General features: G+C 41.7%; 22 protein-coding genes. 9 read left to right on the top strand and 13 right to left on the bottom strand.

The window, feature by feature from the left end; translation table 11 throughout:
- Window positions 1–31: 31 nt before the first annotated feature.
- From G3570_RS07555 to G3570_RS07520, 8 genes are all read right to left on the bottom strand, one after another.
- Window positions 32–520, bottom strand: coding sequence for a DUF4442 domain-containing protein (locus G3570_RS07555; RefSeq protein ID WP_346267234.1), 489 nt, complete (start codon window positions 518–520; stop codon window positions 32–34).
- Between the two features lie 22 nt (window positions 521–542).
- Window positions 543–1,187, bottom strand: a complete 645-nt coding sequence (locus tag G3570_RS07550; RefSeq protein WP_165140855.1) for an acyloxyacyl hydrolase — start codon at window positions 1,185–1,187, stop codon at window positions 543–545.
- Window positions 1,188–1,207: 20 nt separating this feature from the next.
- A complete protein-coding gene (locus G3570_RS07545) occupies window positions 1,208–2,347 on the bottom strand; it encodes a DmpA family aminopeptidase (protein WP_165140853.1) in 1,140 nt (379 codons plus the stop codon).
- A complete protein-coding gene (locus tag G3570_RS07540) occupies window positions 2,344–3,261 on the bottom strand; it encodes a cation diffusion facilitator family transporter (RefSeq protein WP_165140851.1) in 918 nt (305 codons plus the stop codon). The genes G3570_RS07545 and G3570_RS07540 overlap by 4 nt, the downstream gene beginning before the upstream one ends.
- 178 nt (window positions 3,262–3,439) lie before the next feature.
- Window positions 3,440–4,741, bottom strand: a complete 1,302-nt coding sequence (locus G3570_RS07535; protein WP_165140849.1) for a PQQ-dependent sugar dehydrogenase — start codon at window positions 4,739–4,741, stop codon at window positions 3,440–3,442.
- Between the two features lie 153 nt (window positions 4,742–4,894).
- On the bottom strand, window positions 4,895–5,233 hold the full coding sequence (locus tag G3570_RS07530; RefSeq protein ID WP_165140847.1) for a hypothetical protein: 339 nt from the start codon (window positions 5,231–5,233) through the stop codon (window positions 4,895–4,897).
- Window positions 5,234–5,344: 111 nt separating this feature from the next.
- Window positions 5,345–5,932, bottom strand: coding sequence for a hypothetical protein (locus G3570_RS07525; protein WP_165140845.1), 588 nt, complete (start codon window positions 5,930–5,932; stop codon window positions 5,345–5,347).
- Between the two features lie 120 nt (window positions 5,933–6,052).
- Window positions 6,053–8,089 carry a TonB-dependent receptor family protein gene (locus tag G3570_RS07520; RefSeq protein ID WP_165140843.1) on the bottom strand — a complete coding sequence of 679 codons (2,037 nt, stop codon included), beginning with the start codon at window positions 8,087–8,089 and terminating at the stop codon, window positions 6,053–6,055.
- 136 nt (window positions 8,090–8,225) lie between these two features.
- On the opposite strand from G3570_RS07520, the gene G3570_RS07515 reads away from it, so the two are divergent.
- From G3570_RS07515 to G3570_RS07505, 3 genes are read left to right on the top strand one after another with little or no spacing between them, the layout of a single operon-like run.
- On the top strand, window positions 8,226–9,395 hold the full coding sequence (locus tag G3570_RS07515) for an ATP-binding response regulator (RefSeq protein ID WP_165140841.1): 1,170 nt from the start codon (window positions 8,226–8,228) through the stop codon (window positions 9,393–9,395).
- Window positions 9,396–9,442: 47 nt separating this feature from the next.
- Entirely contained in the window at window positions 9,443–9,751 is a 309-nt protein-coding gene (locus tag G3570_RS07510) for a DUF2752 domain-containing protein (RefSeq protein WP_165140839.1), read from the top strand.
- Window positions 9,744–10,088, top strand: a complete 345-nt coding sequence (locus tag G3570_RS07505) for a TM2 domain-containing protein (RefSeq protein ID WP_165140837.1) — start codon at window positions 9,744–9,746, stop codon at window positions 10,086–10,088. The genes G3570_RS07510 and G3570_RS07505 overlap by 8 nt, the downstream gene beginning before the upstream one ends.
- Before the next feature lie 17 nt (window positions 10,089–10,105).
- On the opposite strand, the gene G3570_RS07500 is transcribed toward G3570_RS07505, so the two are convergent.
- The 5 genes from G3570_RS07500 to G3570_RS07480 form a co-directional block, all read right to left on the bottom strand.
- On the bottom strand, window positions 10,106–10,954 hold the full coding sequence (locus G3570_RS07500) for a DUF5777 family beta-barrel protein (protein ID WP_165140836.1): 849 nt from the start codon (window positions 10,952–10,954) through the stop codon (window positions 10,106–10,108).
- Window positions 10,955–10,962: 8 nt separating this feature from the next.
- Window positions 10,963–11,511 (bottom strand): YceI family protein, encoded by a 549-nt coding sequence (locus G3570_RS07495; RefSeq protein ID WP_165140834.1) that lies wholly within the window; start codon window positions 11,509–11,511, stop codon window positions 10,963–10,965.
- 25 nt (window positions 11,512–11,536) lie between these two features.
- Window positions 11,537–12,034 (bottom strand): c-type cytochrome domain-containing protein, encoded by a 498-nt coding sequence (locus tag G3570_RS07490; RefSeq protein ID WP_165140832.1) that lies wholly within the window; start codon window positions 12,032–12,034, stop codon window positions 11,537–11,539.
- Between the two features lie 94 nt (window positions 12,035–12,128).
- On the bottom strand, window positions 12,129–13,412 hold the full coding sequence (locus G3570_RS07485) for an outer membrane beta-barrel protein (RefSeq protein ID WP_165140830.1): 1,284 nt from the start codon (window positions 13,410–13,412) through the stop codon (window positions 12,129–12,131).
- Between the two features lie 7 nt (window positions 13,413–13,419).
- Complete coding sequence (locus tag G3570_RS07480) at window positions 13,420–13,881, bottom strand: RNA polymerase sigma factor (RefSeq protein ID WP_249066783.1); 462 nt, start codon at window positions 13,879–13,881, stop codon at window positions 13,420–13,422.
- A 325-nt stretch (window positions 13,882–14,206) separates the two neighbouring features.
- Here G3570_RS07480 and G3570_RS07475 point away from each other — a divergent pair, with 325 nt between their 5' ends.
- The 6 genes from G3570_RS07475 (at window position 14,207) to mltG (ending at window position 21,515) form a co-directional block, all read left to right on the top strand.
- Complete coding sequence (locus tag G3570_RS07475; RefSeq protein ID WP_165140828.1) at window positions 14,207–14,749, top strand: HD domain-containing protein; 543 nt, start codon at window positions 14,207–14,209, stop codon at window positions 14,747–14,749.
- A gap of 71 nt (window positions 14,750–14,820) precedes the next feature.
- Window positions 14,821–15,816, top strand: coding sequence for a DUF4097 family beta strand repeat-containing protein (locus G3570_RS07470; RefSeq protein ID WP_165140826.1), 996 nt, complete (start codon window positions 14,821–14,823; stop codon window positions 15,814–15,816).
- Between the two features lie 61 nt (window positions 15,817–15,877).
- A complete protein-coding gene (locus tag G3570_RS07465; protein WP_165140824.1) occupies window positions 15,878–17,899 on the top strand; it encodes a SpoIIE family protein phosphatase in 2,022 nt (673 codons plus the stop codon).
- Between the two features lie 66 nt (window positions 17,900–17,965).
- Entirely contained in the window at window positions 17,966–19,384 is a 1,419-nt protein-coding gene (locus tag G3570_RS07460; RefSeq protein ID WP_165140822.1) for a BamA/TamA family outer membrane protein, read from the top strand.
- A 308-nt stretch (window positions 19,385–19,692) separates the two neighbouring features.
- Window positions 19,693–20,415, top strand: a complete 723-nt coding sequence (locus G3570_RS07455) for a Bax inhibitor-1/YccA family protein (RefSeq protein ID WP_165140820.1) — start codon at window positions 19,693–19,695, stop codon at window positions 20,413–20,415.
- Window positions 20,416–20,495: 80 nt separating this feature from the next.
- Window positions 20,496–21,515: an endolytic transglycosylase MltG gene (gene mltG / locus G3570_RS07450; RefSeq protein ID WP_165141284.1), complete on the top strand. Its 1,020-nt coding sequence runs from the start codon at window positions 20,496–20,498 to the stop codon at window positions 21,513–21,515.
- Window positions 21,516–21,528 lie beyond the last annotated feature (13 nt).

Here is a 21,528-nt window from a genome sequence, read left to right as displayed (position 1 = left end):
ACTGTTGTCACATTAATATGATCTGAATAGGTCATGTACGAGGTTTGAAAGACCAGGTTATCAGAAATTCGGCAACTTTTTCACCGCTTTCATTTCTTCCTATGCTGGTATAGGTAATTTCTTGAGCTTGTTCACTAGATATACACTGCTCCAGGAGTTCATCCTGTTCTTGAGGCTTTTCACAAGTGAAAGAGATCTTTTGGGTAGCTTTTTTGGTGAATGTTGCCTCAAGACCTGTTACCAGCAATGATAAATCTGTTTCATAATTTTCTATGGTTTGAAGACAAATTATTGCAGATGAAAACTCTGCGGCCATCGCCTGGCAAGCAAAGTATATAGAACGAAATGGGTTCTTGGTGAGGTATGTAAAGGGTAAAGTAACTACTGCTTTATATTCACTAAATGCTTTGATCTTTAAACCGGATAGAAAGGCCATCGGTAAATGTCTTATGAAGAACAAACTGAGTTTCCATCTGCTCTTGAAAATGGCACTGATATTAGATGCTGCATTCAATTTCACAATGGTGACACAAATATTTTAGTTAAAAAATGGTAAGCGCAAGAAAGAAAAAACTGCTATCGATACCCGGATTTACCTGCCCGCGTTCTCCATTAGAGATGTGGAAATACTTATACCCGAATGAAAGAGATGACCTTGCGTTGAGCAGATATTCCAACCCTCCACCAATTCCTAGTGTGTAGTTAAACTTTTTTCCTCTTATGTCCGGGAATGGATCATTGAATACAATCATACCGCCACTTGCATCTAAAAAAGGCTGTAGTTTATTTCCGGCGAAAAAGTTGCTCCTTAATCCCAACGGGGTAATTCCAAATCCCGAAAGGGATGTACGATTTCTCCCGGGTTCAAATTCGGGGTAGGTAATTTTTGAGAACAAATTAAGTGTAAACCTGTATTTCAGTATCTGATTTCCAATTCGTAAAAATTTCCTGTTATATCCGATACCCAACTGACCAATGGTCGCATCCGGCGTTTTTCCCCAAAAGCGGTAGGAATCAAAGGCATATCCTCCCCATAAACTGAATTCATGTGCTTGAACTTCATCAAAACCAATCCATGAAACCCTGGTGGTTGTTTTAGCTGAATTAATAACCTCAGATTTAGATTGGGAGAAACCTAAGGAGGGTACCAGAAAAATCGTTATGAATAATAGTGGTTTAACTGTCAATTATTATACTGTTGGTAGTTTTACTCTGTTATTCTTCCGTAATCTTTAAGCAATTTAATGATTTTATCCTTCGGAATGGATTGTAATACATGACCGTCTCGCCCTTCCATGGTTTCGGCTGCAAATAAAGAATTTATGATTGCCTCCTCTGTGGCTTCGATGGCTGCCATGAAGAGGGGAGACATCCGTTCGTTTCGTAACAGTTCTACTGTTGTTATAGGTTGTTCTGCGCTATATGGAATTCTAACTGACTCGGATGTGGAAAAAGCTATTACGTAATCCCCGCTGCCATTGGATGCAATTCCGCCCGTTTTTGCCAATCCCATTACAGCTCGCTTGGCAAGTCGCTTTAGGTTCCTGGCATCTAAGGGAGCATCAGTTGCTAGTACCATCATACAGGATCCATCAGGAGACCCGTTAAGACTGTCGCTCAAATAATATTTGTTGAGTTCTTTCCCTACAGGCACACCGGCTATTTCCAGTACTCCGCCAAAATTGGTCTGCACAAGGGCGCCTACAGTATACCCGCCCAGCTTTTCGGGTAGAACCCGGGAAGAAGAGCCGATACCTCCCTTGAAGCCAAATGCACGGGTACCTGTTCCCGCTCCTACATTTCCCTGTTGTACTTTGTTGGAATCTGCTGCTTTAATAGCAGAGATTACGTGTTTTTTTGTGATATGCTGTCCACGAATATCATTGAGATACCCGTCATTGGTTTCACCCACAACGGGATTAACCGATCGAACATCCTCGTTCCCTTCCTGTGACAATGTATAATCAATAAGGGCGTCAGCAGCTGTAGGTACACTCAGTGTATTGGTCAATATGATAGGAGTTTCGATGTTCCCCAGCTCTTCTACCTGGCTGTAACCCGCTAATTTTCCAAAGCCATTACCGATATAAATCGCAGCTGGTACTTTTTGTTGAAATATATTCCCGTCATGGGCAAGTATAGCAGTAGCTCCGGTGCGTACATCACTTCCTTGAATTAGGGTATAATGGCCGACTTTTACACCATAAACATCGGTAATTGAATTCAACGGACCGGTATTTAGTACTCCAATCTCAACCCCTAAATCCCTAATAGTAGTGTCCTGAGCAATTGCAGAAATCACCGGAAGGGTCACCAATAGTAGAAAGGTGATTAATCTTTTTGTCATTCGGATGCAGATTTTGATTTCTCTGCTTCAATGAATACTCGTTTTATACTAGGATATTTCTCCTTGATCATTTTTGTTAAGTTAGATATTGCTTTTTCGATATGTTCGGCATCCAGATTGTTTTGGAAATCTACGCTCAGGTTTAAGAGCACATAATTAGGACCGACATGCATGGTTAAGGTCTCATTAACTGAACGAATGGAGTCCGTGGATTCCGCCATTTCTGAAATACCATTCACAATCTCCTTACTGGCACTCTCACCGATTAGCAGGCTTTTTGTCTCATAGGCCAACCACGCTGCAGTCACAGCCAGTATAATTCCGATTACTATAGAGGCGATACCATCCATCAGCAGGTTTCCGGTGATTTGTCCAATCCAGATTCCCAGAAATGCTACAATCAATCCGAGCATCGCTGCGGTATCCTCAAAAAGTACAACAAAGGTTGTGGGATCCTTCTCTTTTCGGACCGCTTCGTAATAGCTTCGCTCACCTTTTGCTTTTTGAAATTCTTTCCAGGCAAAATACCAGGCAAAGGCCTCAAAGATCATAGCCAGGCCCAATACAACATAATTGGTCATCGGATTCTGTATTGGATGCGGGTCCATTACACTATGAATGCCTTCATATATGGATATGCCTGCTCCAACTCCGAAAATCATTATGGCTACTATAAAACTCCAAAAATAGACTTCCTTTCCATGACCATATGGGAAACGTTCATCAGCCGGTTTCTTGGCGCGTTTCAATCCAAGAAGTAAGAGCAATTGATTCCCCGTATCAACACTTGAGTGAATGCCTTCCGAGAGCATTGCCGAACTGCCGGTAATAACAGAGGCAGCAAATTTAGTAATTGCGATTAGTCCGTTACCAATTAGCGCTGCATAAATAACTTTTTTGGAACCTGATGCCATTCGTCGAATTTTATGTGAAGTTTCCACAAATAGTACGAAAAGTGCATAGTTTTTTAAAAGTTAAATGGATGTACACAAAGCAAAGCATCTTCCGGTGTTGATAAATGGGAGGGAGAACAATAAAAAAAGCCCTAAACAGCGTTCGAGTCTGTTTAGGGCTTTATAATATGGGAATTTGTTACTCTCCGGTGCCGGTTTCTGAACCTGTATATACGACTCTCCAAACTTTTCCTTTCTGAGAATCGGTAATATAAAGTGTTCCGTCAGGTCCTTGTGCTAGTCCCATCGGGCGGTGTTCCGCAGAACCGGGCTGTGGAGATTCAGAACCCGGGAAACCTGTAGCAAATTCTTCATAATCACCCGAGGGTGTCTCGCCGCTGAAAGGTACGAATACTACCTTATACCCTTGCTGAGGCTCAGGTGCCCGGTTCCATGATCCGTGAAAGGCTATGAAAGCACCGTTCACGTAGCGTTCAGGGAAATGATTATGGGTATAAAATAACAGGTCATTAGGTGCCCAGTGACCGGGGAAAGCCATGATCGGGTCTTCATATTCGCCCTCTTCAACAGGAGTTTCTCCGTCACCGCCATATTCAGGCATCACCATTTTTTGGTCTTTTTGCCAGTCATAATAGGCATAAGGCCATCCAAAATTGTCTCCCTCGTTTACGAGAAAAAATTCTTCGGCAGGCAATGCGGCATTATCTTCGGCAGTATAATAATCAGGCCACAAAGTGTTCAATTGATCCCGGCCATGTTGCACAACATATAGATGATCTGTGGTTTCATTCCAATCCAGTGCTACGGCATTGCGAATCCCGGTAGCGTATCTCTGACCGTCTTCATTTTGTGTCTGATTCAAGCTATCAGCACTAAATTTCCAGATGCCCGCCTGTCTTTCAAGGTGTGGGCAAGGCTCCATACCCGGAGACCCTTTGGTTCTGCTCTCTTGCTGACAGGCATTGGATGGGGCACCGACATTAACATAGATATTGCCTGATTCATCAAAAGTAAATGACTTGGCAGCGTGTGAACTTTGGTCTGGGAAACCTGAAATCACGGTTTGAGGCTCGGCCGATGGAATGAGATCATCACCCGTCATTTGATACCGGTGCACAGAAGAATCGGTACTTACATATAGATATCCGTTGTGCAGCCTGATTCCGGTGTCGGTAAATTCACTGAAATACTCGATCTGCTCTGCATTTCCATCATTGTCCTGATCCCTGAGCGCTGCAATACCCTTTCCGTTTTGGGGTTCGCGTAAAACCACATAGATATCGCCGTCATCATCTACGGTTAAATGTCTTGCATAACCGATGCTGTCGGCAACAACCGATGCACGAAATCCATCAGGCAAGGTAAGACCGCCATTGTTTTCTGAAAATGTCACTGCATCAGCAGGAAAGGGAGGTTGTTGAGTACAGGAGGCTAAAATAAATAATGGTAGCAGTAAGAGGCTTAATTTTTTATGGTACATAGTTTAATAATTTCATTATCCCGATTGTTAAGAATAGATGAATGCAGAATTGCGTAAATACATTCCAATTTTGTTATGTATTTGCTTTGATCATTTATAAAAAGCTTAGATAAGCTGCATCAGAGAATAAAAGTCCCAAATAGACAGAAGAAGTTATTTGTTACCTCTTCTTGCTTCCAATTTTCTTTGTGTAAGGTATGAAAATATCCAAATCAAAGCCCAGCCTGCCGAAGCATACCACCAGGTGAAATATAGCAGCACCAGTGTATTTATGGCATAGAGTAGATGAGCAAACCAATCCGGTGCCTTATTTTTCGACTTGTTGACTATTTGCATGAAGTTGTCACTACTCAAGACAATAGTTTTTGTAAGCAGCATGATTCCGGTATAGGCCCAAACCACATATTTCATCCAGGGATCAGAGAGCAGAACTGCAGCAATAATAAACATGGTTACAGCAACATCAACAATAACATCCTTAAACCAACTCATCTATTGGATAATTTTATTAGTGGTTACAGGCTTCGAAATAACTAAAAATTATGACATAAAAAAAAGAGTTACGGATAAACCGCAACTCTTTTCATTTAAATCCGATAGGTATTACATGATATTAAAATCATTTATCCAGATTATTTCAGTCCCTTCTTTTCCGGAATCGGTACGTTTGGAAGAGCTTTTAATAGTCCATCCCTGAGTTGACTTAACATCCACGAGATACCCTTTAACCTGTATAACCTGTCCGATGCGTAAATTAGCCAGTCGGTCGGAGATTTCTTTATCTGGGGTGATGAATCTGATATTAGCTGTATGCGTACGTATTTCTTGAATGCCAATGGAGGGCTGAATCATCTCCCAGTAATAATAGCGGTCTGACTGTTTTATGAGTATCTGTTCAAGATTTCTTTCATCAGACATTGGTCCCCAACCGAGTACTATATCATACGGTGCAAATGTGGCTTCACGATCCTCATAATATTTTTTCTTCGACAGTACTCTTGCTTCTAGATCTATCTTAGCGAATGGACTTAGCTTTAAATCTTTAAAATCAATTTTCTTTACTCCATATGCCTGTTCCTGAAGTGGCTCATTGGGGGTTACTTCTCCGGGTCCGTGTACCACCGGCCTGGTGTTCCAGAAGTAATATCCCCCTGCAATCATCAGAAGTATAAAAAAGATATGCTTCACCATAATGTTCTTGCTAACCGTTAATTCAATCCTCTGTTGTTTATTTACAAGAACAAGTTAGGCTGAAATTGTTACAAAAATGCTGATATTAAGTTTAATTAATATGATTTCTTAAGTCTAGCATTAATAGAATGATATCGAGAGGCCAAACTGGAAATTTCTACCTGCAGCAGGTTCAAAATAACGATTACCGAAGGCATTTGGCACAATAGAGCCGTTATAGCGCTCATTGAATATATTGTTCACATTTAGAAAGGGTTGCAGGCGATAAAAACGGTCTCCCAGGGGACGTGCCAGGCTTATTTTAGCATCCAAAGTATTGTAAGCATTATTTTCAGCTGTATTTAAATTATCTGCAAAATATTGGCTTACATAGCTATAAGTAAGTTCACCTAAAATACTTTTATATTGATAAGAAATACTGGCATTCAGACGATGATCAGGAATTCCTGGTACATCATTGTCCTCAATTGAAGAGCCGCTGTCTGTATCTTCCCCTTGAAATGTAGCGTGGATATAATTATAAGTGGCATTAAATTGCAGCGCATCAATGGGATTAAGTGTTATACGCGTCTCGATACCGTTATGTATTGTATTCCCCTGATTACGATAAAATGTAGGCCCATTGGCCTGTAATTGATATGGAAACAGGATGTCAGTGATCCACATGCGATAGAGTGTCAACTCATAGCCCAGAATATTGTCTGCTGTCCGCCCCTTAGTTCCAATTTCAACACCTAAAGTGCGCTCAGGTTCTAGATTTGGGTTAAAACCGGATCCACCCTCAGGGCTGTTTACCAATTCAGTGGTAGTTGGGGCTTCGAAGGAAGTACTAAAATTGGCGAACCATTTGTTCGTGTTGGAGCGGTAGGTTACGCCGATACTGGGACTCAAAGCGTTAAAAGTCCGGCTGTTGGTTTGGGAAACAGAAGCAGAATCAACACTGAAGGTAAGCCAGTCGTATCGTAAACCGGCCAGCAGTTTCCAATTTCCTAATTCAACATCAGAAGTGACAAACAGGGCCTGATTAGTGACCTGCTCGAGTTGTTCAAGCGTAATGTTGCCTCTGATTCCTGTGTTGTTTTCAAATTCACTACGGTCATCGGACTGTATCTTACTGTCAAAGCCGAAATTTATATTGAGGTTGTCAAAGCTTTTTTCAAGTGTTCCTCTTAGACCACCGGCCCAGCGGTTGAGGTCAATCACTGCAAAGGGTAAAGGATTAGTGAGATCCCGGTATATACCATATCCCGTAAGAGTTATAAATCCCAGTGAAGAGTCCCTGTAATAATTTAAGCCCAGTTGACCCTGGTAAACCTGTTTTCCGGCATCATTGGTGATGGAAGAGGGGTTGGCCATTTTTGGACTATTAAGTGCATCCTCCTTGGTTAGACTGCTTGGATTCTTTGCTTCCGGCATGGCGACAAAAGCCCCTACATACTCTAATCTGCTTTTATTATTCAAATCTACCGATCCCTTTAAACCTGACCGGCTGAGTTTTACCGAACTGTGATCGCGAAAGCCATTCTGGCTTAAATAGGAACTGTAAGCTGACACAGAATGGCTGCCAAATGAGCCACTATACTGAACATCTTGCTTAAACAGGTTGTAAGATCCGGCTGTACTGCGCAGGCTCAGTGTGGGCGATTCTTGTTGTGATTGGAAGGTTGAGATATGAAGTACTCCGCCGCTACTGTTACCCCAAAAGGTAGAAGCAGGACCTCTGATCAATTCGAGCTTGTTTACAAAAGAAGGATCAACAGGGTTTAGCATAGTCTGTCCGTCTGCAACAGTAAGAGGGATACCATCCATAATCACCTGTATACCACGAACACCAAAAGAGGTACGCCATCCCACCCCTCTGATAGTGATGCGTTCACCGAGGGAGTAGTTCTCCCTGTCATTCACCCATATTCCGGGTAACTGCTCAGTTATTTTGTTCATTGTCAGTGAAGCCTCACTGTTTCTTTTAAAAACACTTCTATTATAAACAGAGAGCGACAGTGGAGCATTAGCCGGACTAATGGTGGAATAAATTGCTTCAATCCTGATGGGGTCCAACTCAGCCTTTAAGGTATCCCGTTGCTGGGCTACGGCAGGGATGGAAATAAGAACGAATAAAAACAAAAAGGCTGTAAAAAGTTTATATTGAATCTGCATGGTAATCTTAGTAATTAAAAGTAGAAAATTTGGACGGTTTTACTGATGTTGCTTGCTAATGCAATTTATATTTTTGTATTTCAAGAGCATTAAACATATGTATGGTTGAATTCATTCTTAAAAAGAACAGCATTTGATGTCAGAAAACTCAAAGGAAGCTTCTGTACTCATCGTTGATGATACAGAACCTAATGTACGTTTGCTTGCACATGTCGTAAAAAAGGAGGGGTATGAGGTGATGGCTGCATTTTCGGGCGGAGATGCACTATCATTAATTGAAAAACGTAAGCCTGATATCATTTTGTTAGACGTGATGATGCCTGAAATGAACGGTTTCGAAGTCTGTGAATACCTGAAGGATCATGAACAGTATAAAGATATTCCGGTTATCTTTTTAAGTGCCTTGTCAGAGACAGATTCAAAAGTGCAGGGATTTAATGTGGGAGGCGTAGACTACATCACCAAACCCTTTCAAAGAGAGGAGGTTCTTGCCCGCATTGATTTGCATGTGAAATTGAAAAAATTACAGGCTGAACTCAGCAATAAAGTGGAACAGCTCAAGCAGAGGGAAGAATCTCTTGAAAAACTCAATGCCGAAAAAGATGAGCTGATGCGAATTGTAGGTCACGATTTCAGGAATCCCGTAACAGGTATCATGGGGCTGGCAGGTTTTCTTGAAGACAACATTGAGAATATTGATGTTGCGGAGCAGTCCGATATATTGGGCATTATCAAAGGGAGCGGGCAAAAACTTTTGAACCTGGTTAATGGTCTATTGAACAAAGAGGAGAAAGCCAGTATCTCTGAATTGATTTTGCAAGAACTGGATCTAAAAACCACTATTTTAGACATAATCGACTTACATCGGCCTACTGCAGTTAATAAAGGAATTACGATTGAAAAAGAACTGCAGGAGATGTCCAAAAAGACGGTTGATAAGCATAAGCTTGAGCAAATATTGAGCAATCTTTTATCCAATGCTCTTAAGTTTACGCTTAAAGGCGGTACCATATGTGTGAGATTGCGAGAAGTTGAAGACAGCAACGGTGCAATAGACCTGACCGTGGAAGATTCGGGGATGGGTATACCGAAGGAACAGCTTGAAGACCTTTGGGACTCCGGAGAAAAGAAAATTCGATACGGTACTTCCGGCGAGAAGGGTTCGGGTATGGGTTTGGAACTGGTCAGGAAATTTACCAATCTGCACGGTGGTGATGTGACTGTGGATTCCGTGGAAGGAGAGGGAACCACCTTTACGGTACGCCTCTATGACCAAAAAATGAATGTGGCGAGCAACGTAACTTAATACACCTGCCTTCGTACAATTTTCAAAACGTGATCTATGCCAAGAGCATGAAAAAACTATTTAACAGACACTTTGAATGGGGAGCCTTGTCTGTCGGTCTATTACTGATGGCCCTGATGAATCCATATACCGATTATGAATCGTCTTGGTGTTTATTTGAAAAAATCGGTATTACCTTTTGCCCGGGGGAAGGATTAGGACATTCCATCGCTTTTCTGGCTAGAGGTGAATATATGAACTCATTAGAGGCTAATATAATGGGGCCCTTTGCATTAATAATTATTTCCTCACGTATAATTTACCTCTTAAACAATAAGTTTTTCAAAAGAAATAAAAAATCACTACACAATGGCTAAACTACTCGATTATTTACCCGAATTGGAAGGAGACGAGGCAGCATATATTTCTCAACTACTAAAATCAATGGATGAGGAAACCGCCGAAAAATTTTCAAAAGTATATCGTGCTCGGAGAAAAGATCCACAAATCATACTGTTCTCTGCACTTGCCGGGTTTCTTGGAGTAGCTGGAGTTCATCGACTCATCATCGGCCATATTGGAATGGGTGTACTCTATCTGCTTACCGGTGGTCTATGCCTTATCGGTACTATTGTAGATTTGATCAATTATAAGAACCTGGCTTTTGAATACAATCGAAGTGTTGCCCAGGAAGTACGCTCTCTAATCGATTAGTGGCAGGAATTACTTATTTAAAGACCAAAAATTCTGTTTACGTTGAATCCAAAACGGAAATCACCTGCCCAGAAATTCTCATCATTGTAGGAGATGATGTACTGTTCCGTATGCCAGCTTGAAGATGCAAAAAATAACTGAAATACATGTCCGCCGGTTTCGATGTTTAGACCCAATGCAAAAGCATTTATGGTATCCGGATTGCGATTTCCTAAAACCGGATAGTATTCTGCCGTAAGTGCATAACGCCGGGAAATACGAAATTCACTACCCAGCCCTAAAGCATATAAAGTGTTTTCAGTTTGTGAAATGCCGCTAACATGGTTGAAATGTGCAATCATGGGTGCAATTTGAATACTTAGGGCGTCACTCACTTTATTTGCGATAGGCAGGGAAAGCAAATAATTCATATCGTCTTTTATAGGACGATTGTTCTCTTGCGTAGTGATTCCAAGATCTCCTTTAATGGACATGCTAAATGGAACCGAGTTGTCTTTAGTCTGCCGAAATAAATTTAATTTGGATCTCAAATCTACGACTTTCCTATCGGTCATTCGTCCTATTCCAATGGACCAATTGTCGGTGATACCGTAATCTAAACCCAATCTAACATTCGGACCAATGTCGAGACCAAAGAAATTTTGAAGAGTTCTATTACTTACTATGCCAAAACTGTGCATGATAGTGACATTGAGATTCTTTGCAGAGATTTGCTCAGTAGTCTCAAGCCCGATCAGGTTGGGAGCCCAAAATGTTTCAGATATCGCTCCGCCGGGATTTACCCTTTCTCTCTCCATTTGTGCATAGGCTTGGTTTTGGTATAGCAAAAGCGATATCAGTAACAGCAAAAGTTTATTTATGCGCATAATATGTGTTAACTATTTTGAGGTTTTAGCAGCGCTTCAATCTGTATATCAATATTCTCTTCTACACGATAAAACAGTATGCCGGGGGGCTTGATATTATAATTTGTCATATTGAGTACCCAGTCGGCTTCAACGAGTAATCCTTCCGGTCTCATCTGAAGGGTACCGTTGATAGTAACCTCCCTTGAGACATCGTGTATAGTAAATGAACCTTGAACGGTTACATCCTGCTTGTTCGAAGAATCGGGATCGAAGCCTGAGATAACTTTTCCATAAAATTCGGCAAATGGATACTTGTCGGTCTCAAGCGTTTTTCTCATATCTTTGTCTCTTTTGCCGTTACCGGTGTCGAGGGTTGCCAGATCCAGGTAAAAATCTACTGTTGAATCCTGTAACGATATCCTGCCCACTAGGTTATCAGAGGTCCCCGCAAAGGAATGCAGCGGAACCGAAGATTTAAATTCAGCATTTCCTGATTCTGTTTTGAACGCTTGTGAGAGAGCGATATCGCTTGTTAAAAAACAGAATGTCAGTATGGTCAGCAGTAATCGTTTCATCGTCAGTAACTCTATTTTGATGAATTTAATTATTTGGTGCTCCATTATTAATCCATGCAACAACTGAGTCAATCTCCGCATCGCTCAGAGGCTGACGGTTTAGTGGCATTCTCTGACCAAACTGAGGATTCTCATTTGATATTTTATCAACAATCGGGCTGTTACTCGAACTACCGGGATCAATTATTTCCGTACCGTATTGAACACCTATACTGTTCAGTGCAGCATCGTAGGAAGTAAGATTAACGCCGCTTTCTTGGGTATTTGAATCATGGCAACCGCTGGTAGTACAATTTCCGCTAAAGATGGGCTGAATATCTTCAGAAAAGCTAACAGGCCTGTCCGGATTAGGTGTGGGATCGGGATCAGGGTCCGGCTCAGGGCCTGTTGAGCTTCCACCACCGCATGCCGTCATACCTGCAAGCAGCAGTATGAGCAATGAATGATGAATCCAACTGAAACGAGATCTATGATTGTGAGAGGAAGTACTTCTGTTGAAAAAGTTATCTAATAGATTATTCATAATATTATGCTATTGGTTATTGATAATATGTTACCGACACCAGATCTATTTTGCCGGCATTTTGTACTTACTTCCCTTTAGTTCCTCTGACTTATTATAGCTTATTTAAGCTGTAATTGATGGAAAAGAGGCTACCCACTGAGTATAGATCCACATTACCCCAGCCTATTTCCCTGATCGGAACCCTTAAAAACGGTTCCGCTCTTAAGCTCAAACTGTTTGTTAACTCATATTCATAACCGATAGCGATATTAGCATTGCTCATAAAATGTTTGGTACCGGTATTCTCCTTCCAGCGCTGCGGTAATTCTGGCTGTTCATAGGCATAGCTGAATCTATAATCTTCGTTTAGCATGATATAGGAAGAGAGTCCTGCACTGGCATATAATCGCGAGTGGTTTCGTCTAAAGAAACGGTAGGAAAGGTTAACAGGAATATCGATAAGAATGCAGGCCGCTCTTGTAAGGTCCGCTTCCACTCCGTTGTACCAATAGCCGGCAGGCGGGCTGTAGTCACTGCTACCTGCCTTGTAATTCACCTTAGAACGAATGGCTCCAATTGAAACCGCCCACTTTTCGCTTATGGAATAATCAACCGTTACTCCAATCTTAGAACCGGGGTTATAGAAATTGCTGAAATTACCGGCGGTACTCATATCAGGCCCTAAAACGAAGCCCAGGGTGATCCTGGATAAAGCACTTTTCGAGGAATTTATCCTTTGTGTTTCTTCCTGGGAGCTTTCCAGTCCTGTCAATTGGGCAATCGGAGTATTACGATCAGTTGCATACGTTTCGTTAGCACTGATAGAGTGAAATTCAGTCGGAGTTTGGGTAATGGTTTCCGATAAAATGCACTCTTCACAGTTGATCTCCGATATACTAATCGGGTTGGTTTTATTTCTTGCAATAGTTTGGTATTGATCAGAATTAATGTCAGTAGCTAATTCAGCTCCTGTTTCCCCTACGCGATTTTCCAACCGTTCATTCTGTGAGTTACCCTCTGACTTACCATTATTAGGATCTTCTTTTACATCTTTAAGATCAGGAACGGGTGTGCTATTTTCAGCCAGGGCATCTTCGGTTGCGCTATCAGGAACAGGATTTGTGATCGTTTGTGGCTGATCTTGTCGGCTTAGCTGTTCATTCAGTGAATTGATTTCCTGATTGTTCTGATAGATAAAGTAGGAGAGAAGAGAGATGATGATCAATACGGCAGCGGCTGCCAGTCTTCTCCTTCTTCGGGCTGCAATCTGGGCATCCAGAGCATCGAGCCGCCCCTCAAGTGATTTCCAGTCTTCTTCACGGTAAGATATGTCGTAGTCGCCCGACTTCTTTTGAAAAAACTCTTCTAATGGATCTTTGTTATTTGAATCAGACATAATATGGTTACATGAAATTCTTTTCCAAGATCGCCTGCAGGTTCCTTTTTGCCTTGGCAAGGTTTGATTTTGATGTCCCTACTGCGATACCCAGCATTTCGGCTATTTCACGGTGCTTAAATCCTTCGATGACATATAAATTAAAGACCGTGCGATAAGCGGGAGTAAGTTGTTGGACCATCTCGATAATTTCGTCGTATGAAATTCCGGGTAATATTTGCTCCCGGGTACTGAGTGATTGCTCCGCAAAATCTACATTGTCCATTTCCCGGTATTTCTTGGTTCTGTGATAATGATTGATGGCAGTGTTGATAATGATCCTTCTCAACCATGGTTTAAAGGGTTTATCTATATCGAAATCCTTGATGTTTGTGAATACTTTCATAAAGGCATCATTAAGGATTTCTGCAGCCTCTTCACGGGATTCAGCATATCTCAGGGTGATGCTCATGCCGTAGCCATAGAACATCTTATAAAGCTTCTTTTGGCTTTTTCGGCGTCTTTTGCAACACCCCTTTATGATTCTGTCTAATAAGACTTTTGATTCCAAAAGCTGAATCCCGATTTAATTACAGTGAAGCGATATTATTAGCTTCTATTTAACAATACAGAGAATTTAAGCAAAGGGTTGCCTTCGTTTTAAAATTAGTTAACTGAGATAAACCTCCATTACCATATATCTTATAATAGAACTCATTTTCATTTTGTCAGCTCTTATCATTGACAGATTCGCTAATAAATGATATTTCTTTTATCTAAATTGACTCAATATCTAATAAGTATCAGCAAGTATTATGGTTGAAAGAACAGAATCGGAAAAGCTGCTTCGAGAGTATATAGACAATGAAAATCTTAGACATCACTGCCACATGGTTGCCATGGCTACTGAAGCATATGCAAGAGATTTAAACAAATCAGAGGAAGAAATAGAGCAGTGGTGGACGGCCGGATTACTTCATGACCTGGATTGGGAGAAATTTCCTGAGGAACACCCAAATAAAGCCGTCAATGATATTTTACCGGAAAAAGGCTACAACGAGGTTATAATTAAAGCTATTGAGGCTCATGCGCCGGAAAGAACCGGAAGAGAGCCCGAAACCCAGATTGAGAGGTACCTTTTCGCTTGTGATGAGCTATCCGGGTTTATGAATGCCGTTTCTTTGATGCGTCCAAACGGTTTTCAGGATATGAAAGTGAAATCAGTGACCAAAAAGCTAAAAGATAAGAGATTTGCCGAGAGTGTACCGCGAGAAGACATCAGGAGAGGGGCAGAACTTATTGACATACCATTAAATGAACATATACGTTTCCTTATTGAAGTATTCAAAGATATCTAATTATCATCGTGTAACTTAATAAATCAATCATCGTAGACGCTGTAAGATTGTATCATCAAAGGCACAACAGCTTGAAAAAATCATTATCGGTATATCTTACGTACGCTGGTTTTTCATTGGCAGTCTTTTTTATTTCGCTATTCATGGGTGCTCCGGCTGATGCCAATCCCCTAAAATGCGACGGTGAAAAAGTGAAGGGTGAATTATGTGCTTTTGAGGCCAAACCCTATCTTACAAAAGAGTTTACACTGGACGGACCCGGAATTTTAAAAGCCTACACACTAGCCGGAAATATTGAGGTTCAAACCATTGAAGCATCCAGTAAGGTAAAAGTGGAATTGTATCTGGATAGGGGATACTCTTTCTGGTCGAACAGTAAGAATCTCGATAATTATCGCATTACAGTTATACAGCGGGGTAATGAAATCGTATCATCGGTTGAAAGGAAAAGTAAAGAGACCGGATTTTTTAGCGACCAGATGAGATTTTCTTTTAAGATCTATGTGCCCGAAGAGATGTCAACCGAACTTAAAACCTCGGGCGGGAATATTAGCGTCAGTGGGCTCAGTGGTCATCACATGATTAAAACGAGCGGCGGGAATATTGACCTGGACGAAATCAATGGCAAACTTGCTGCATATACCGCCGGTGGCAATATAAACGTCAACAAAAGCAGCGGTACTATTTACGGTAAAACCACAGGTGGCAACATCACTGTAGATCAGAGTAGCGGTGAGATCAGGTTGCTTTCTGATGGCGGACGCATAATAGCGGAACGAATATCTGGAACATTGCTGGCAAAACTGGGCGGCGGAGACATTAAAGCCCAGTTTCTAAGAGTGTCTGAAGGAATTAGCCTTGACACAGGAGCGGGTAATATTTTTCTGGAAATTCCGGAGATGGACGGTTTTGACTTAGTATTGAATGGAACAGAAATTAAGCTTCCTACCGATTTGTCAGTTGATGGGTATAGAAGCCTGCAAAGGGTGGAAGGTACGGTAAAACGTGGGGGAGCGCCTATCAATGTCAGCACCAACCACGGTAAAATTGAATTAAAAATAAATTAGGGAAAAATTGCCGGATTGTTGCACATATAAACAATCTTATCGGGTATTTGGGTTTGTGGTTATGCTAGCCGTTTTCTTACCCGGCACCATTCAGGGGCAGTTTACTGAAGAGGTGATTAATATTTCTGCATCCAATTTTTCGGTTGAAGACCAGACTATATACATCACCGATACCTGGAAATTTAAACCCGGTGACAATATTAACTGGGCTGACCCGGCACTGGAGGACAGCAGCTGGCAGCAGGTTAGCACTAAATTGGACCCATCGGAATTACCATTCATTGAATGGGAAGGCATAGGTTGGTTTCGCTTGCACATCAAACCCGATTCAAGCCTGGTTGATTATCCGCTGGCTTTGATTCCGGACCAGCACAATGGGGCATCTGAAATCTATCTCAATGGAGAAATGCTCTACCAGATGGGTCAGGTTTCCATCTTTGAAGAAGATTTTGTGCCATACAGAGATCACCAGCCACGATCCATCATTTTTAAGGATACAACCGAGCAGGTACTCGCGGTTCGTTTTGCCAATCATGATGCCCAATCCTACAACAACTATGGGTTTAACGCAGGCTTCCGTTTTCTTCTGGGTGATTTAAACTATCACGTTGAAAGTGCAATTGAAAAAGCAACAACAATCCCTTGGGCCCAAATGTTTTATGCGGGTGGCTTGCTTGCATTTACAATCATTCACTTCTTGCTGTTTGCATTTTATCCAGCTGAGAAGAGAAATCTCTATTTTGCCCTGTTCGCAGGCTTTTTGTCACTGCTTACATTTACGCTTATTAAAACAAACTTTTCCGAATCTCCTTTAATGGGAATTACCTATTTCAGGTTTTCACTGATTGCTTTGATGCTCACAGTGATTTATGCCCTTCGATTCGCCTATAGTCTATTTTACAAGAAAACACCAATTCAGTTTTGGTTCTTCCTGACAGCGGGTCTGGGTCTGGCAGTAGCAACCTGGTATAACGCATCCGGTTTGGGGATGTACCGTGATCTGTTCGTTATGCTCACTTTAGTGGAAATACTTCGGGTATTGACTATCTCATTCTACAAACGAAAAGAGGGTATATGGATCGTCGGGTTCGGGCTCATAGGTTTCGTGGGAGGGGTCTTGTTTACCATCTTAAGTAATATGGAGATTTACACGGGAAACCCGATTCTAGGTAATCTTTATGGTTCGGTGATTCTTATTCTTTCTATGTCAATTTATCTTTCCAGGGATTTTGCTAAAACTCATAAGCGCCTGGAATATAAACTGCTGGAAGTCAAACACCTTTCCGAACGTTCTCTTGAACAGGAGAGAATAAACAAAGAGAAGGAGATGGAGCGGAAACTCCTCGAGGCCGAGAATCAACGGAAATCCAGGGAACTGGAAGAAGCCCGTGCCTTACAGCTGTCTATGCTGCCTAAGCAAATACCGAATAACGATCATTGGGATATCGCCGTTTTTATGGAAACTGCGCAAGAGGTAGGAGGGGACTACTATGATTTCAGTATTTCAAAAAACGGTACGATGACTATAGCACTGGGTGATGCTACCGGACATGGTATGAAGGCCGGCATCATAGTGGCCACGGCCAAGAGCTATTTCCATACGCTGGCTAACGAACACGAAAATATGGAGATGATTCGCAGAATGTCTTCAGGAATTCGTAACATGGATCTAAAGATGATGTATATGGGAATGATGCTTCTGAAATGCGAGAAACACAAGATTAGATATACATCGGCAGGTATGCCGCCTTCCTTATATTATTGCAGTAAGAATAGGGAAGTTAAGCCAATGATCTTGAAAGGCATGCCGTTGGGAAGTAACGTCGAATATCCCTACGAGGAGAAAGAACTGAACATGAAGAATGAAGACGTTCTCTTGCTGATGAGTGACGGACTGATGGAGCTCTTTAACGAGGATAGGGAACTACTTGGTTTGGATCGAATATCCAGAACATTCCAGGAGTGTGCCGACTCTTCGGCATCCGATATCATGTCTCAGGTTACCAAACTTATTGATAAATGGTCAGGTAGCAAGGATCATGAGGATGACATTACCGTAATGATTTTAAAGGCAAAAAATTGATGAGATCATGCAACATCGTAACGTAGAATGCGTACATCGATCAGTAAATAAAGGTGTTCTATACGTATGAAATTAACCATAAAAACGATTCTGTTATTATTGTTCTCATCTTCTGTAGCTTTTGCCCAAAGCAGTGGAGATGATAAGGAGGACGAGCCTTTCAGAAATGAACCGTTCTTTTCTAAACCGGTGGAAGAACTGCTGAAGAGACCGGGAAAGGATACGTCGGGGACAGATTCTGAATCGCGAGAATACGAATACTATCTGAACAACCTGAATGAAGACGGCATAGATCTGAGTGGAGCCATAGAATCCGGGCCATACCGTTCAAATTCCCTCTATTCGGTTTATCCGAGCCTACCGATGATACACTTTAACAGGGTTGATGCACTGTTCTTAGGTTTAAAAAGAGAACGAATGCAGTGGTACAATGATGACAATTTCCTGGGAGTACCAGGCATCAACCCACATGGAATGATTGGTTATTCGTTTGGTCAGAGCGAATGGCAATATGTAGTGGGCCTTGAGAAATACCTGGGCAGAAATAACAGGGTTATTATTGGGGGTGAGTACCACAGCGCTACGACAACAGACGATTACTGGAGTGTAGGTCTTATTGAAACTTCATTAACTTCATTTATGGGGGGCTATGATTTCCAGGATTACTACAAGCAGCAGGGTTTGGGATTATATATGCTCTTTCGAACCAGGAGACTCTTTGAAGGAGGTATAGCCTACAATGACGATCGCTATAACAGCCAGCAAAGAGAAACGAACTGGGCACTGTTTGGAGCAGGAGATCGTTACCGACCCAATCCGCCGGTTGAGTTTATGAACGGAAGTGCTATTGATACAGTAAATCTTTCAAGTATTTCTATTAACGCATCTTTCAATCCGAAACGACTGGTACTCAGCAAATACTATACTTTTTCATTGAACGGTCATCTTGAATTTGGGGACTCCGGTATCGCTTCATCCGACTACTCCTACACCAAGTTTCTGGGAGAAATGATTAACTACTACAATTTCGAAAGGGGTGGCCTGTTAAAGCACAGGCTTAAAATAGGTTCTATATCGGGAAATGCACCGCTCTTCAAACAATTCCAGCTTGGAGGTATCGGTACAATGCGTGCTCTACCTTATAAGTCACTGCCGTTTGCTTCACCGCTTCAAGGCGGGAATCAGATGATTCTTAGCAATACTGAAGTTCACTTCGGTTCCCCTTCATGGAAGGGCGGTGACTGGATAGACTTTGATGATTTTTATATCAGCCTTTTCCTGGACTCAGGATGGGCTGCTTATGAATCAGAGCTGGAAGATGCTTCCGGTCCGTTTAACGGCTTCTCATCATTTAGTTTCTCAGACCTTAAGCATAATGGGGGCTTTGGTGTTGGTTCCAGCTCTATCCGGGCTGAACTGGCATGGGACCTGAATGATACCGGAAGGGCACCTGTGTTCTGGATCCGATTCAATCCTACCTTTTAGAGATATCTTAAAAAGTCTTTTGTGTCCAAACTTGTTAAGATATAACAATCTAAGAAGCACTTTTGCCAGTCATAATATTTTGAAATAAATAAAAGCTTCCGGCCGATCAGGGCCGGAAGCTTTTTCTTTAGGGCATTTGGTGCTTTGTGTAGCAACCAAATATTCTTGCTCTTCTTTCGTTGCTACGAATGATATTTTGTAAAGTTACAGGTGAATTTATTTCAGCTGAATTACTCGCTAAAATTGTTATTAAAATAGGTGTTTAACACCTATTTTTAGCTCCAATTAAATTCAATTAAACAAGTGGTATGTTTCAATCAGGGAATCCAGCTTTAAGTGAAGAGATATTTAAGAAAACGGGAGTCGCCAATTCTGCGGAAGGGACGATGACCGTTAGTAGCACCGTCAACAAAATTGGTATATTATTTTTACTGCTTCTGATAGGAGCAACCATAAGCTGGTATCAACCCTCGGAGCTTTTTATCTGGCTGGGTGCTTTGGGTGGTTTCGTTGTAGCTCTTGTAACCATATTTAAAAAAGAATGGGCACCGGTTACAGCGCCTATATATTCAGTATTGGAAGGATTATTTCTTGGGGCCATATCCATGGCATATGCAACCATGTACGACGGAATCATTTTCAATGCCGTTGCACTGACGCTTGGAATCTTTGCGGCAATGCTCATTACCTATCGATCGGGTCTGATTAAAGTTACCCAAAAGTTTCGTATGGGAATTGTGGCCGCGACAGGAGGTATTGCGATTGTATATGTAGCAAGTTTTATTCTTGGTTTCTTCGGAATCAATCTGAGCCTTGTAACGGGAACTGGGATGTTCGGGATAGGTTTCAGTCTGATTGTGGTTGTAGTAGCAGCTCTGAACCTTGTGCTTGATTTTGACCTCATTGAAAAAGGTGCAAAGGCAGGAGCTCCAAAATACTTTGAATGGTATACGGCTTTCGGGCTGATAATAACCCTTGTATGGTTATATCTTGAGATATTGAGGTTATTGTCTAAATTACAGCGTAGGTAAGCTTCCAGAGATAATTCGTCTTGATTAATAGCAAATATATACCACTGCGGGTAACAGAAGTTATATCAGGCTTGGGCCTAATGCTTTTGGTGATGGTTTTAATAGCCGGTTCAAGGCTAATGAGACTAGAGAGCGGAGATGCTATTTCTGCTGAAAAAGAGTATGAACTCTATCTGAATGACTCCATCAATCTTGAGGAGTTAACGGCTATATTTGCTGATTCAGGTATTGTTCAGGATACCTCAGAACTTAAATGGGCTGCCCGGTTATTAGGTTGGAACCGCTTCTCAAATGGTCATTACAAAATTGACGGTAACTATTCCTATGATTCACTCTTGTCAAAAATGGCAAGGGGTATTCAGGATCCGGTTACCGTGACATTGATTCCCGGATCTACAGAAGAGAGGCTTGCCGATCGGATGATTAATACCTTTCAGTTCGACTCCGCATCATTTTACAAAACGCTAAATGATTCCGTTTTCATTAAGGAGCTGAATATCGATAGAAAAGATCTGCTCGGTAGATTATTTCCCGATACCTATTCTCTCTACTGGACTACGACGCCTGAATCGGTTCTAAAACGAATATTAAATGAATTTCAGAACTCCGTCATTGAGCCCAACAAAGAGGCTTTCAGTGAAATCGATAAGACCGTAGATGAAATAGTGACTTTGGCTTCAATTATAGAGTGGGAGGCAACCAGGGATGAAGAGAAAAGAAAGATCAGCGGGCTATACTGGAACAGGCTCAATCGTGGTATGCGTCTACAGGCAGATCCGACAGTAAACTTCGTAGTTAATGAACGCAGAAGGCTGCTATACGAAGATTATGAAATTGACCATCCGTATAATACATACATGAATAGCGGACTTCCTCCCGGACCTATTACAAATCCGAGCCTAAGTAGTATTGAGGCGGCACTTGATCCGGCATCGCATGATTACTTATATATGGTTGCAAGTCCAGAAGGCACCCATGTATTTTCAGAAACTTTTGAAGAGCACAAGCGAGAAAGTGCAAAGTGGAGGAAATGGATTCGTGAACAGTATAGAGAGAAAAGAAGGAGAGAGGCTGAAGAGAACAGTCGTAACAGCCGCTAGTCTAAGCTACCTT

Origin of the sequence: Halalkalibaculum roseum (assembly GCF_011059145.1) — a bacterium.
Lineage (GTDB): Bacteria > Bacteroidota > Rhodothermia > Balneolales > Balneolaceae > Halalkalibaculum > Halalkalibaculum roseum.
This window is presented reverse-complemented; position numbering and strand designations above follow the sequence as displayed.